The organism is Nonomuraea sp. NPDC050227 (assembly GCF_044459705.1).
In the GTDB taxonomy this organism is placed as follows: domain Bacteria; phylum Actinomycetota; class Actinomycetes; order Streptosporangiales; family Streptosporangiaceae; genus Nonomuraea.
Genome location: NZ_JBITJF010000014.1, coordinates 183552 through 197303, shown reverse-complemented (window position 1 = coordinate 197303; position 13752 = coordinate 183552). Strand labels below are relative to the sequence as shown.

At 72.1% G+C, this 13752-nt stretch carries 11 protein-coding genes; 4 read left to right on the top strand and 7 right to left on the bottom strand.

All coding sequences use genetic code 11. From position 1 onward, the window contains the following. Positions 1–30 precede the first annotated feature (30 nt). Complete coding sequence (locus ACIBK9_RS42300; RefSeq protein WP_397164553.1) at positions 31–1149, top strand: PQQ-dependent sugar dehydrogenase; 1119 nt, start codon at positions 31–33, stop codon at positions 1147–1149. Here ACIBK9_RS42300 and ACIBK9_RS42295 read toward each other — a convergent pair. The 3 genes from ACIBK9_RS42295 to ACIBK9_RS42285 form a co-directional block, all read right to left on the bottom strand. Beyond that, positions 1146–3029: a VanW family protein gene (locus ACIBK9_RS42295; protein ID WP_397164552.1), complete on the bottom strand. Its 1884-nt coding sequence runs from the start codon at positions 3027–3029 to the stop codon at positions 1146–1148. The genes ACIBK9_RS42300 and ACIBK9_RS42295 overlap by 4 nt on opposite strands. Before the next feature lie 200 nt (positions 3030–3229). Further along, complete coding sequence (locus tag ACIBK9_RS42290; RefSeq protein ID WP_358288670.1) at positions 3230–3892, bottom strand: response regulator; 663 nt, start codon at positions 3890–3892, stop codon at positions 3230–3232. After that, a complete protein-coding gene (locus ACIBK9_RS42285) occupies positions 3889–5454 on the bottom strand; it encodes a sensor histidine kinase (protein ID WP_358288672.1) in 1566 nt (521 codons plus the stop codon). The genes ACIBK9_RS42290 and ACIBK9_RS42285 overlap by 4 nt, the downstream gene beginning before the upstream one ends. Positions 5455–5600: 146 nt before the next feature. Between ACIBK9_RS42285 and ACIBK9_RS42280 the strand changes: the two genes are divergently transcribed. From ACIBK9_RS42280 to ACIBK9_RS42270, 3 genes are read left to right on the top strand one after another with little or no spacing between them, the layout of a single operon-like run. After that, entirely contained in the window at positions 5601–6572 is a 972-nt protein-coding gene (locus ACIBK9_RS42280; RefSeq protein ID WP_397164550.1) for a tripartite tricarboxylate transporter substrate binding protein, read from the top strand. Next, positions 6572–7057: a tripartite tricarboxylate transporter TctB family protein gene (locus tag ACIBK9_RS42275; RefSeq protein ID WP_397164548.1), complete on the top strand. Its 486-nt coding sequence runs from the start codon at positions 6572–6574 to the stop codon at positions 7055–7057. Before ACIBK9_RS42280 ends, ACIBK9_RS42275 begins: the two co-directional genes overlap by 1 nt. Before the next feature lies 1 nt (position 7058). Beyond that, positions 7059–8582, top strand: a complete 1524-nt coding sequence (locus ACIBK9_RS42270; protein WP_397164546.1) for a tripartite tricarboxylate transporter permease — start codon at positions 7059–7061, stop codon at positions 8580–8582. A 306-nt stretch (positions 8583–8888) separates the two neighbouring features. Here the strand turns inward: ACIBK9_RS42270 and gatB are convergent, their stop codons facing one another. The 4 genes from gatB to ACIBK9_RS42250 form a co-directional block, all read right to left on the bottom strand. Then, entirely contained in the window at positions 8889–10376 is a 1488-nt protein-coding gene (gatB, locus tag ACIBK9_RS42265) for an Asp-tRNA(Asn)/Glu-tRNA(Gln) amidotransferase subunit GatB (protein ID WP_397164714.1), read from the bottom strand. Between the two features lie 2 nt (positions 10377–10378). After that, positions 10379–11869, bottom strand: coding sequence for an Asp-tRNA(Asn)/Glu-tRNA(Gln) amidotransferase subunit GatA (gatA, locus tag ACIBK9_RS42260; protein ID WP_352318951.1), 1491 nt, complete (start codon positions 11867–11869; stop codon positions 10379–10381). Beyond that, a complete protein-coding gene (gene gatC, locus ACIBK9_RS42255; protein WP_101787882.1) occupies positions 11866–12165 on the bottom strand; it encodes an Asp-tRNA(Asn)/Glu-tRNA(Gln) amidotransferase subunit GatC in 300 nt (99 codons plus the stop codon). Before gatC ends, gatA begins: the two co-directional genes overlap by 4 nt. A gap of 97 nt (positions 12166–12262) precedes the next feature. Then, positions 12263–13708: an ATP-binding protein gene (locus ACIBK9_RS42250; protein WP_397164544.1), complete on the bottom strand. Its 1446-nt coding sequence runs from the start codon at positions 13706–13708 to the stop codon at positions 12263–12265. Positions 13709–13752 lie beyond the last annotated feature (44 nt).

Below are 13752 nucleotides of genomic sequence, written 5' to 3'. Positions count from 1 at the left end.
CCTTACGACCCGCGGGGAAGTATGGAACACATGAGGAAGCTCTGGACGATCGTGCTCCTGGCCGCGCTCCCCGCCTGCTCGGCCGGCGGCGAGGCGCCGACGGCCGAGGACCCGGCGGCCTCGGTCCCGGCGGCCTCCACCCCGACGGCCTCCATCCCGACGACCGGGGCCCCGACGGCCAAGGCTCCGACGGCCAGGGCGCCCCGCGCCCCCAAGGACGTGGCGACCGGTCTGGCCGTGCCGTGGGCGATCGCGTTCCTGCCCGGCGGCGACGCCCTGGTCACCGAGCGGGACACGGCCAGGCTGCTGCGCGTCACCCGCGCGGGCAAGGTCGCCGAGGTCGCCCGGATCGGCGACGCGCGGCCCGGCGGCGAGGGCGGCCTGCTGGGCGTGGCGGTCAAGGACCGGCAGGTCTTCCTCTACTACACCGCCGAGCAGGACAACCGGATCGTCCGCTACCGGCTCGGCGACGACGGCCTCGGCGACGAGCGGCTCCTCGTGCGAGGCATCCCCAAGGGCGGCATCCACAACGGCGGCCGGCTCGCCTTCGGCCCCGACGGCTACCTGTACGCCACCACCGGCGAGACCGGCGACCGCGGTCTGGCCCAGCGGCGCGACTCGCTCGGCGGCAAGATCCTGCGCATGACCGTGGACGGCGCCCCCGCCCCCGGCAACCCGTTCGGCACGCTCGTCTACAGCTACGGCCACCGCAACGTCCAGGGCCTGGCCTGGGACACCGCGGGCCGCCTGTACGCCTCCGAGTTCGGCGCCGACACCTACGACGAGATCAACCTGGTCCGGCCGGGCGCCAACTACGGCTGGCCGGTGGTCGAGGGCAAGGGGAAGGACGCCCGGTTCGTCAACCCCATCGTCACCTGGTCCACCGGCGAGGCGTCGCCGTCCGGCATGGCGTACGCGGACGGCGCGCTGTGGGTAGGCACGCTGCGCGGCCAGCGGCTGTGGCAGGTGCCGCTGGCCCGGGACGGCTCGCCGGGCGCGCCGGTGGCCCACTACACCGGCCGCTACGGCAGGCTGCGCGCGGTCACCGCGGCGCCCGGCGGCGGCCTGTGGGTGAGCACCAGCAACAAGGACGGCCGGGGCTCACCGCGTCCGGGCGACGACCGCATCCTGGCGGTCGCCACGTCCTAGCCGGCCGCGCCGCAGGTGAGCGCGGTCTGCGGCCGGTACTTGGTGACCAGCTTCTTGTCCTTCTTCACGATCTCGCCGTCCTTGTGGAAGACGCGGGTGACGTCGATCGTGAAGCCCTGCTGGCCGGTGGTCGGCACGCAGCCCGGCTCGCTGCTGGTCGCCCGGCCGAACGGCTTGAAGTCGCGCCGCTCGGACTCGACCGCCTCGACCTTGTCGTAACGCTTGGTGCTCCACAGGGTGACGCTGACCGTCGTGGCGGTGGTGGCGGTCTTGATCAGCACGCCGTACTCGGAGTCGTTGCGCCACTTGAGGTCGCGGTCGGGGTAGAGCAGCGCCACGTCGCGCCCGGCCGGGTAGGAGGGCGCGTAGTAGTCCATGGGCTCGTGCTCGACCAGGTCGAAGCCGCCGAGGAAGGCCGCGTTGTACATGGTGGTGGCGAACTGGGAGACGCCGCCGCCGACGATGTCGACCATCCGGCCGCCGACGATCTGACCGGCCCGGACGTAGCCGTCCTCGACCGTGCGCTCGCCGGTCGCCTCGTTGAGCGAGAGCGTCTCGCCCGGCTTGACCAGCCTGCCGTCCAGTTCCTGGGCCATGCGGCGGATGTTGGTGACGCGCGGCGGGCAGCAGTCGAAGGACGTGCTGAACGTGCCGACGTTCTCCTTGATGCCGAGGCCGCGGATCTGGCTCGTGGTGACCTCCGGGGTGACCACGCCGAGCTTGACCTCCACGGCCCGCGGGCCCGCGGAGGCGAGCAGCTTCTCGACGTCGCGGGCCAGCAGCTTGGCGTTCACGCCCCGGCCCTTGCGGGCGGGCACCAGCACCGGCTTGTCGCCGACGATCTGGTACGTCGCGTCGCGCGGCTGCTGGGTGGCGTCCACGAGGCCGTTCTCCACCGGCGCGAGCGCGGCCTCCGCGTCGAACTGGGGGACGAGCGCGCCGTCGCCGCCCGGCACGTAGGTCAGGTGGGCGGCGATCATGGCGGGGGTGAGCTGGGCCTGCTTGCCGGCGAGGGTCAGCGTGACGGGCGCGGAGACGGCCTTCCTGGCCGCGGCCAGGGCCGACTCGACGCTCTCGGCCGAGGTGGCGGGCTTGGCCGGGCGCATGGAGAGCACCACGGCGCCGCCGCCGCGCAGGAACGCCTCGCCGATCCGGCGCACGGCGTCGTCGCGGTCGAGGAGCACGCCGTCCTCGGGCATGCGGGCCTTGGGCTCCAGCCCCGAGAAGGTCACCCTGCCCTCGCGGGCCTGCTTGTCCACGCCTTCGGCCAGGCCCTCGACGGTCCTGGTGAGCTGGGAGGAGTCGATGGTGATCTTCGGCGGGACGTCGGTGGTGCCGGTCAGGCCGCGCCAGACCTCGACCGGGCCGGGGAAGCCGCTGGGGGCCTGCCCGATGGTGCCGACCACGTCGAGTTCGAGACCGGCCTCGTCGGGCTGGACGGTGTCCTTCTTGCCGTTGATGTTCACCGTGACCGGCCGGCTGAGCCTGGGGCCCAGCTCGGTGCGCAGCTTGTCGGCCGCCTGGGTGACGGTCAGGCCGCCGATCTCCACGCCGCCCACCCGGGTGCCGCGCAGCACGGCCCCCGACATCATCACGGCCGGCACCACGTACGCCAGCGTGGCCAGGACGAGCACCAGCACCAGCACCCCGGGCAGCAGGCGGCGCCGGCGGACGGGCTCCGGCTCGAAGGCGGCCGGCCGGTCGCCGCTCCCCCCGAACACGGGGGCGGGCCCGGCGGGGTCCTTGTCCTTCATCGGCCACGGCTGCGCGGGAGGCGCCTTCGGTGGCAGCGCGCCGCCGGTCTGACCGCCGGGCGCGCTCGGGCCTGGGGCCGGCCGGGGCTCCTGCTGGTCCTGCGGGCCGAAGATGTCACGGGACACGCCCGGAGGTAATCCTTCGATCCGCGGCTTCTTGGAGACACCCGACGTGGGCATCGGCACCGAGGCGAACGGGTCCGTCGGTGATTCGATCGGTCCGGCGTTTCGCACGCCTCAATCTCCTCCCGGTCCGCAGCCAAGTCTCAGGCAACAGTAAGGCACGAGTATCCGACTATGTCACCAGAAACGAATACGGAAGTGTGTCAACCTAGCCACCGGTAGCGATGTTCCGGTCGCCCGGCGGTGCCGTACCTGGGGTGGAGCTCGGCCCGGCCGGACGCGCACAGGTGCTCCAGGTACCGCCGCGCGCTCACCCTCGACAGGCCCGTGAGCTCGGCCGTCTCGGCCGCCGACAGGTCGCGCCCGGCCTCGCGCAGCGCCTGCGCCACCAGCGCGCAGGTGGCCGCCGACAGGCCCTTGGGCACCGGGACGGGCTGCTTGGGCGCGCCGAACAGCCGGTCCACGTCGTCCTGGCGGGCCTGGGGGCCGATGGCGGTGAGCCGCCTGCGGGTGTCGGCGTACTGGCGCAGGCGTTCGGTGAGCGCGGCGGCGGTGAACGGCTTGATCAGGTAGTTGACCGCCCCGCCGCGCATGGCCTCCCTGACCGTGGCGACGTCGCGGGCGGCGCTGATCATCAGGACGTCCACGTCGTCGATGGCCTTGAGCACCTCCAGGCCGGACATGTCGGGCAAGTAGATGTCGAGCAGGACCAGATCGGGCCGGAGCTCGGCCACGGCGGCGAGCGCGTCGGCCCCGGTGTGCGCCACGGCGACGACCTCGAAGCCGGGCACGCGCGAGACGTAGCCGCCGTGGATCCGGGCGACCATGAAGTCGTCGTCCACCACCAGGACCCGTACGTCGTTCACGCGTGGGCCTCGGCGGGCAGCAGGGCGGTGAAGACGGCGCCGCCGGCGTTGCGCACCCGGACCCAGCCGCCCCGGCGCAGGCACGCCTGCCGGGTCAGCGCCAGGCCCAGGCCACGCGGCCCCGACAGGGCGGCCTTCGTCGTGAACCCCTCCCTGAAGACCTCCTCCACCAGCTCTGGGGTGATGCCGGGGCCCGAGTCGCCGACGCGGACGTGCAGCCCTTCGGCGTCGGCCACGACCGAGACCTCGATCGTGCCGCCCGCGCCGTCGAGCGCGTCGATCGCGTTGGCCACCAGGTTCCCGACCACCAGGACGGCGTCCTGCGGGTCGCCGAGCGCGCCCTCCGGCACGGCGGAGTCCTCGGCCAGCACCAGCCGCGCCCCGCGCTCGGCCGCCTCGGCCGACTTGGCCAGCAGCAGCGCGGCCAGCGTGGGGTCCTGGACGCGTTCGCGCAGGCCGGTGGCGTACGCGCCGGCCGTGGTGCGGGTGATGAAGCCGATCGCGGCCTCGTGCTCGCCGAGCTCCAGCAGGCCGACGACGGTGTGCATGCGGTTGGCGAACTCGTGGGCCTGGGCCCGCAGGGCCTCGGTCGCGCTGCTGGTGTCGTCCAGCTCGCGGGCCAGGCGGACCAGCTCGGTGCGGTCGCGCAGGGTGACGACCCAGCCGCGGTGCCGGCCGCGGACCGCGACCGGGGTCCTGTTGAGCACCAGCACGCGCTCGCCGTGCAGCACCACGCGGTCCTCGCCCGGGTCGGCGCCGGTCAGCACGTCGCGCATGCGCTCGGAGACCGGCATGCGGGTCACGTCGGTCCCGAGGTCGCCGAGCAGGTCGCGGGCGGCGTCGTTGACCAGCGTGACCCGCCCGGCCAGGTCGAGGGCCAGCACGCCCTCCTTCACGCCGTGCAGCACGCCCTCGCGCTGCTCCAGCAGCGCGGCGATCTCGCGCGGCTCCAGCCCGAACGTCTGCCTGCGCACCCGGGCGGTGATCAGCGCGGCCAGCGCCAGGCCGGCCAGCAGCACGGCCAGCGCGGTCCAGATCAGCGGCGGCAGCGCGCCGCCGAGCTGGCCGGTGACCGTGGTCTGGAGCACGCCGACCGACACCAGGCCGATGACGTTGCCGTATTCGTCGCGGATGGGGGTCTTGCCGCGGACCGTGGTGCCGATCGTGCCCGTCTCGGTGCCGACCCAGCTGCGGCCCGTACGCAGGACCGCGGTGCCGTCGGTGGACAGCCGCTTGCCGATCAGGGCGGCGTTGGGATGGGCGTAGCGCTTCTGCTCGGCGTTGGCGATGGCCACGTAGTCGGCTCCGGTCTCGTGCTGGACGCTGAGCGCCAGCGGTTGCAGCACCGACTCCGGGTTCTCCAGCCTGAAGGCGTCGCGCACCTGCGGAAGGGCGGCCACCGACTGGGCGATGGCCAGGGCGCGCTGCTGGTGCAGCGCGTCGAGCTGCTCCCTCGTGTGCCCCGCCCACACGCCTGCCGTGCCGCCGACGGCGAGCAGCACGATCACCATCTGGAGCACGAACAACTGGGTGCCGAGGGGGGCGTCGGTAACCCTGCGCACGCCCACATGGAAACAAAGCCAGGTCACGGCCAGGTCGCGACCAATACGACCACTATGACGGCAACCGCCCAAAGCCTCGACCGGGCAGGGAACGGGCATCACCATCGCAGGCCAACGACTGTGCGAATCCCCCCCTTGGAGTGATCATGCGCTTGCGCGTATTCGCCGCCGCCCTGGCGGCACTCTCCGTCGCCGCCCTGTCCGGCTGCGGCGAGACCGGCGCCTCCGGCGGCGACGGCTCCCTGCGGATCATGGCCCCCGCGGCGGCCGGCGGCGGCTGGGACCAGACCGCCCGCACGGCCGAGCAGGCGCTCAAGACGGCCGACCCCAAGCGCAAGGTCGAGGTCTACAACGTGCCGGGCGCGGGCGGCACGATCGGCCTGGCCCAGCTCGCCGGCGAGAAGGGCAACGGCAACCTGCTGATGACCATGGGCCTGGTCATGGTCGGCGCGATCGAGCAGAACAAGTCGAAGGTCACCCTGGCCGAGACCACCCCCATCGCCAAGCTGACCGAGGAGTACGAGATCGTCGTGGTCCCGGCCGACTCCCCGTTCAAGACGCTGGCCGACCTGGTCGCCGCGTGGAAGGCCGACCCGGCGAAGGTCTCCGTCGCGGGCGGCTCGGCGGGCGGCACCGACCACATCGTGGCCGGGCTGATGGCCAAGGCCGCGGGCGTGGACCCCAAGCAGGTCAACTACATCGCCCACTCCGGCGGCGGCGAGGCGCTCAACGCGCTGCTGGGCAGCAAGGTCAGCGCGGGCATCTCGGGCGTCGGCGAGTTCGCCGAGCACGTGAAGTCCGGCAAGCTGCGGGCGCTGGCCGTCAGCAGCGGCTCGCGCGTCGCCGGCCTCGACGCGCCGACGCTGAAGGAGGGCGGCCTGGACGTCGAGCTGGCCAACTGGCGCGGCTTCGTCGCCCCCGGCGGCCTGGACGACGCCGCCAAGAAGTCCCTCACCGACCTGGTCACCAAGATGCACGACTCCCAGCCCTGGAAGGACGCCGTCGCCAAGAACGGCTGGATCGACTCCTTCCAGACCGGGCAGCAGTTCGCCGACTACCTGAAGTCCGAGGAGACCAAGGTCAAGGGCATCATCGCCGAAATGGGGCTCGTGTCCTGATGGCTCGCCGGTGGCGGCCCGAACTCGGGCTGGCGGTCGTGGTGCTCGGGCTGGGCGTGTTCGTGATGGTCGGCACGCTCGACGTCTCGGCCGCGGCCTCCCAGCTCGGCCTCGGGCCGCGCTTCTTCCCCATGCTGGTCGGCGCGGCCATGGTGCTGATCGGCCTGTTGTACGTGATCGACGTGCTGCGCGGCGGCGCCGGCGACCCCGAGGAGAGCGAGGACGTGGACGCGGACGCGCCCACCGACTGGCGCAGCGTCGGCCTGGTCAGCGGCGTCTTCCTGGCCTTCGCCGCGCTCCTCGACGTGCTCGGCTGGGTCATCGGCGCGAGCCTGCTGTTCTTCGGCCTGTCGGTCGTGCTCGGGGCCGAGCACAAGCTGCGGGCCGCCGTGGTGGCCGTGGTGCTCGGCGTGACGACGTACCTGCTGTTCGTCAAGGGCCTCGGCGTCTCGCTGCCGGCCGGCCCGCTCGGCGGGGTGATCTGAGATGGGCTCGCTCCAGCTCCTCATGGACGGCTTCGCCGCCGCCCTCACCCCCGTCAACCTGCTGTACGCCCTGATCGGCGTCACCCTCGGCACCCTGGTCGGCGTGCTGCCCGGCATCGGGCCCGCGATGACCGTGGCGCTGCTGCTGCCGATCACCTTCACCGTGCCGCCGGCCAGCGCGTTCATCATGTTCGCCGGCATCTACTACGGCGGCATGTACGGCGGCTCGACCACCTCCATCCTGCTCAACACGCCCGGCGAGTCGTCCTCCATGATCACCGCCCTGGAGGGCAACAAGATGGCCAGGCGCGGACGGGCGGCGCAGGCCCTGGCCACGGCGGCCGTCGGGTCGTTCGTGGCGGGCACGATCGCCACCGCGCTGCTGGTGGTGGCCGCGCCCGCCGTGGTGAGCTTCGCGATCTCGTTCGGCCCCGAGGACTACTTCGCGCTGGCGATCCTGGCCTTCACCGCCGTGTCGTCGGTGTTGTCCCGCTCGGTCGTGCGCGGGCTGGCCTCCCTGGGGCTGGGGCTGGTCATCGGGCTGATCGGCATCGACCAGCAGACCGGTCAGGCGCGGCTCACGCTGGGCGTCCCGCAGCTGCTCGACGGCATCGACGTGGTGATCGTCGCGGTCGGCCTGTTCGCGGTCGGCGAGGCCCTGTACGTGGCCTCCCGGCTGCGGCACGCCGCGCCCGAGGTGGTGCCCGTGGGCCGGGCGTGGATGGGGCGCGCCGACTGGCGGCGCTCGTGGTTGCCGTGGCTGCGCGGGACCGCGCTCGGCTTCCCGTTCGGCGCGCTGCCCGGCGGGGGCGCGGAGATCCCCACGTTCCTGTCGTACGCGGCCGAGAAGCGCCTGGCCAAGGGCGTGGCCAAGGAGGAGTACGGCAAGGGCGCCATCGAGGGCGTCGCGGGCCCGGAGGCGGCCAACAACGCCTCGGCCGCCGGGACCCTGGTCCCGCTGCTCACTCTGGGCCTGCCCACCTCGGCCACGGCCGCCATCCTGCTGGCCGCCTTCCAGCAGTACGGCCTGCAGCCCGGCCCGCAGCTCTTCGACCACAACCCGGCCCTGGTGTGGGCGATGATCGCCTCGCTGTTCGTCGGCAACACGATGCTGCTGGTGCTGAACCTGCCGCTGGCTCCCCTGTGGGCCCGCGTCCTGCGCATCCCCCGGCCGTACCTGTACGCCGGGATCGTGCTGTTCGCCGCGCTCGGCGTCTACGCCCTGAACGGCACCGTCGTGGACCTGTTCGTCCTGTACGTGCTCGGCCTGCTCGGGTTCTCCATGCGCCGCTTCGGCCTGCCCGTCGCGCCCGCGGTGATCGGCATGATCCTCGGGCCGATGGCCGAGATCCAGCTCCGTCGCGCGCTCGCCATCGGCGCGGGCGACGTCAGCGTGCTGGTACGCAGCCCGATCGCGGCCGTGCTCCTCGTCCTGGCCCTGCTCGCGCTGCTCACACCGGTGTTTCGGCGGCTGATGGCACGCCGGGGCGTCGATGCGGTCACACCCGTGTCACGCGAGGACTGACCGGCCCGCCCGCCGGGAACGTCGCCCGGTGGTTCTTGGGACCCGCCTTCCGACGGCTGCACGCGCGGAAGGCACGGCGCCCGCGAGCGCCCCCTCGGTGGCCCCGCCGATATGTCCGGATCGGCGGGCCCACCGGGGGCCCGCCGACAGCTCGGTGGTGGCGGGGCCACCGAGGGCCCCGCCGCTGTGCACGGACCCGCGAAACCATCACGGGTCCTGCGGATGTGCACAGCCGCGGAACCACCAAGGGCCCCGCGGATGTGAACGGATCCGCGGGACCACCAAGGGCCCCGCGGATGTGCCGGACTACTCCGAGACGCCCAGCTTCTCCAGGATGAGCTGCCGGGCGCGGGCCGCGTCGGCCTTGCCGCGGCTGGCCTTCATCACGCCGCCCACCAGCGCACCGGCGGCGGCGACCTTCCCGGACCGCACCTTCTCGGCCGCGTCCGCGTTGTCGGCCAGCACCTGGTCGATGATCGCCGACAGCTCGCCCTCGTCGTTGACGATCTGCAGGCCGCGCGCCTCGACCACCTCGTCGGGCGTGCCCTCACCGGCCAGCACGCCTTCGAGCACCTCCCGGGCGAGCTTGTCGTTGAGCGCGCCCGAGGCCACCAGCTCGGTGACCCTGGCGATCTGGGCCGGCGTGATGGGCAGCTCGGCCAGCGCGACGCCGCTCTCGTTGGCGCGCCGCGCCAGCTCGCCCATCCACCACTTGCGCGCGTCGGCCGCCGGGGCGCCGGCCGCGACCGTGGCCTCGACCAGGTCGATCGCGTCGGCGTTGTGCATGGCCTGCATGTCGAGGTCGGACAGACCCCACTCGGCCTGCAGCCGCTTGCGCTTGACCGACGGCAGCTCGGGCAGCGCCGCCTTCAGCTCGGCCACCCACGCCGGGTCGGGCTCGATCGGCACCAGGTCGGGCTCCGGGAAGTACCGGTAGTCCTGGGCCTCCTCCTTGGACCGCCCGGACGTGGTGGTGCCGGTGTCCTCGTGGAAGTGCCGCGTCTCCTGGATGATCTTGCCGCCCTCGGCGAGGACCCCCGCCTGGCGCTCGATCTCGCTGCGCACCGCCCGCTCGACGCTGCGCAGCGAGTTGACGTTCTTGGTCTCGGTGCGGGTGCCCCACTCCGACGACCCGCGCGGCATGAGCGAGACGTTGACGTCGCAGCGCAGCGAGCCCTCCTCCATGCGCACGTCGGACACGCCGAGCGAGCGCATGATCTCGCGCAGCTCGGTGACGTACGCCTTGGCCACCTCCGGCGCGAGCCGGTCGGTGCCCGGGATGGGCTTGGTGACGATCTCCACCAGCGGGATGCCCGCGCGGTTGTAGTCGACGATCGAGTAGTCGGCCCCGTGGATGCGGCCGGTCGCGCCGCCCACGTGGGTGGACTTGCCGGTGTCCTCCTCCAGGTGCACGCGCTCGATCTCGATGCGCACGGTCTCGCCGTTGACCTCGACGTCGACGTAGCCGTCGAAGCAGAGCGGCTCGTCGTACTGGGAGATCTGGTAGTTCTTCGGCATGTCCGGATAGAAGTAGTTCTTCCGGGCGAAGCGGCACCATTCGGCGATCGAGCAGTTCAGCGCCAGGCCGATGCGGATCGTCGACTCGATGGCCATGGCGTTGGCCACGGGCAGCGAGCCGGGCAGCGCCAGGCAGGTCGGGCAGACCTGGGTGTTGGCCGGGGCGCCGAAGGTGGTCTTGCAACCGCAGAACATCTTCGACTTGGTGCCGAGCTCGACGTGCGTCTCCAGCCCGAGCACCGGCTCGAACCTGTCGAGCGCTTCGTCATAGACCATGGTCATAGCGACGGGGCCTCCTTCAGCAGCGGGCCGCCCCAGCGGCTCTCCAGGGCCTTCTCGACGGCGGCGCCGACGCGGTAACAACGGTCGTCGGCCAGAACCGGGGCCATGATCTGCAGGCCGACCGGCAGGTTGTCCTCGTCGGCCAGGCCGCACGGCACCGAGATGGCCGCGTTGCCCGCGAGGTTGGACGGGATGGTGCACAGGTCGGCGAGGTACATCGCCATCGGGTCGTCGGTGCGCTCGCCCAGCCGGAACGCCGTGGTCGGCGTGGTCGGCGAGACCAGCACGTCGACCTGCTCGTAGGCCGCCTCGAACTCGCGCGAGATGACCGTGCGCACCTTCTGCGCCTGGCCGTAGTAGGCGTCGTAGTAGCCGCTGGACAGCGCGTACGTGCCCAGCATGATGCGCCGCTTGACCTCGGGGCCGAACCCGGCCGCCCTGGTCAGCGCCATGACCTCCTCGGCGCTGCGGGTGCCGTCGTCGCCGACGCGCAGGCCGTAACGCATGGCGTCGAAGCGGGCCAGGTTGGACGAGCACTCCGACGGCGCGATCAGGTAGTACGCCGGCAGCGCGGTCGTGAACGACGGGCAGGACACCTCGACGACCGTGGCGCCCAGCGACTCCAGCAGCTTGACGACCTCGTGGTAGCGGGCCAGCACGCCCGGCTGGTAGCCCTCGCCGGCGAACTCCTTGACCACGCCGATGCGCATGCCGGACACGTCGGGATTCCTGGCCGCCTCGACGACGCTCGGGACCGGCGCGTCGACCGACGTGGAGTCCATCGGGTCGTGCCCGGAGAACGCCTCCTGCAGCAGCGCCGCGTCGAGCACGTTCCGCGCGAACGGCCCCGGCGTGTCGAGCGAGCTCGCGAACGCGATCAGCCCGTACCGGGACGAACCGCCATAGGTGGGCTTCATGCCCACGATGCCGGTGACGGCGGCGGGCTGCCGGATCGAGCCGCCGGTGTCGGTGCCCGTGGACAGCGGCGCCTCGTACGCGGCGACGGCCGCGCTGGACCCGCCGGACGAGCCGCCCGGGATCCTGTCCAGGTCCCACGGGTTGCGGGTGGGGTGGTAGGCGGAGTTCTCCGTGGAGGAGCCCATGGCGAACTCGTCGAGGTTCGTCTTGCCGAGGATGACCAGCCCGGCCTCGCGCAGGCGCGCGGTCACGGTCGCGTCGTACGGCGGCCGCCACCCTTCGAGGATCTTGGACCCGGCCGTGGTCGGCATGTCGCGGGTGGCGAAGATGTCCTTGTGCGCGACCGGCACCCCGGCCAGCGGCCCGAGCTTCTCGCCCGCCCGCAGCCGGGCGTCGACCGCCCGCGCCTGCTCAAGGGTGGTCTCCCGGTCGACGTGCAGGAACGCCTGGACCTTGGGCTCCACCTCGGCCATGCGGTCGAGGTGCGCCTCGGCCACCTCGGCGGCCGACACCTCGCCCGCGGCGATCATCGCGCCCAGCTCGGCGGCGGTCTTGCGGATCAGACTCATGCCTCCTCCCCGAGGATGCGCGGCACACGGAAGCGGTCGTCCTCGACGGCGGGAGCGCCGGAAAGGGCCTGCTCCGGCGTCAGGGACTGTCGCACCTCGTCGGCACGGAAGACATTGGTCAGCGGAAGCGCGTGCGACGAAGGCGGCACGTCCTCGGCGGCGACCTCGGCCACCTTCGCGACCGACTCGATGATGGCATCGAGCTGGGTGGCGTAGTGGTCGAGCTCGTCGTCGGTGAGCGCCAGCCTGGACAACCGGGCCAGGTGCGCGACCTCGTCGCGGGTTATGGCGGACATGAGTCGTTGAACCCGTTTCGTGGATGGAGTTTGGGACACTGCCATCCTAGGGGGCTTGACGCCGCAGGCCCGAACCCTTAACCCGGCGGAAACACACTCATCCGTAGAGCTGGTCCAGGCCGATCGCCAGCACGTCGCTCTCCTGGGCCAGCCCGGCCTCGAATCCGGCTCCGCTGTAGCAGACCAGCTTGGCGTCCCGCACGTCGAATCCCTTGGCGTCGAGCAGGTCGCGTGCCCTCCTGAGCCGGGCAACGTGCCGGGGCCCCATGACCTTGCCCCATTTCACCTCGCCCAGCGACAACACCCGCCTGCGCTCGCCGCGCATCGCCGGCGCGAAGACCGCGACGTCGATCTGGATCTGCTCGTGCCGTACGGGATCGACGACGGTTCCGGCGCCGATCTCGCCGGGCGAGTTTCCCAGGACATCGAGTTCCAGCAGGTGGAACTGACGGCACAGCTCCTCGAAGTGCGGGCCGAGCACCTGGTCGCTGAAGCCGGCCCGGCCGTCCTGCCACACGAACTCGGCCCGGCCGCTCTCCAGCGGCCCCCACTGGGGTCGCATCACGACCTCGTAGAAGTGGATGAGCGGCTCGCACACGCGGTAGACCGACCGCGAGGAGCGGAAGACGTCCACCTCCCTGCGCAGCAGGTTGCTGTCCTCCAGCACGTTGAGGTGATGGCCGATGTCGGACGCCTTGCGCCCCACATAGCTCGCGATGCCGCCCCGGGTGCCGTTCCCGGTGGCCACGGCCGCCAGCACGGACTTGTACATGGCGCTGTCCCGCACCTCCGCCTCCTCTTCGAGGAGATAGCGGGCCTCCTTGAAGAGCGGGGTCAAGGGCGAGAGCACCGTGCGCTGCACCCAGGCGTCGAAGTCCGCCAAGCCCTCCGGCCTGTCGTCGTTGGCCAGGGGCAGATACGCGGGGGTCCCGCCGGTGATCGCGTGCACCTTCACGGCCAACTGCGGATCGGTGATCTCCCAGTACCGTGCGGCGAGGCGGTAGTCGAACGGCCGGACCACGAGTTCCATGGAAGCCCGCCCCCTCAACGGCGCGTTGCCTGCCAGGAGCTGGCCCATCACGGACATCGCCGAGCCGCACAACAACAGGGACGCCGGCACTTCGTCGAAGACGGCCCGGTCGATGGCCTGCTGGATGATCGAGGGCAGGGCCGGCGACGCCTTGCTGAGGTAGGGGAACTCGTCGATCACCATGAGAGCGCGGCGCTCGGCGCTGACGGCGAACAGCTGGCCGATCGCCTCGTCCCAGGTCGTGAAACGGAACGGCGCCGAAGCCCCCACGTACCGGGCCAGAGCGGCGGCGAAGAGGTTGAGCGACTCCGTCGGGGTGCCCTCCGTCGCGCCGAAATAGAAGCCGCCCGTCTTGCGCGCGAGCGACTCGACCAGGAACGTCTTGCCCTGGCGGCGCCTGCCGCTGACGACGCCGAGCCGGGGCCGGGGCCGGGGGCCGGAACGCTCGACGAAGGCGGTCAGAGCCTCCCACTCGAAGTCGCGCGCGAAGATCCGTTCAGGCTTCGGGATCAAGACGCCCCCAGAGACATCGAAGTACACTTCGACGAAGTGTACTT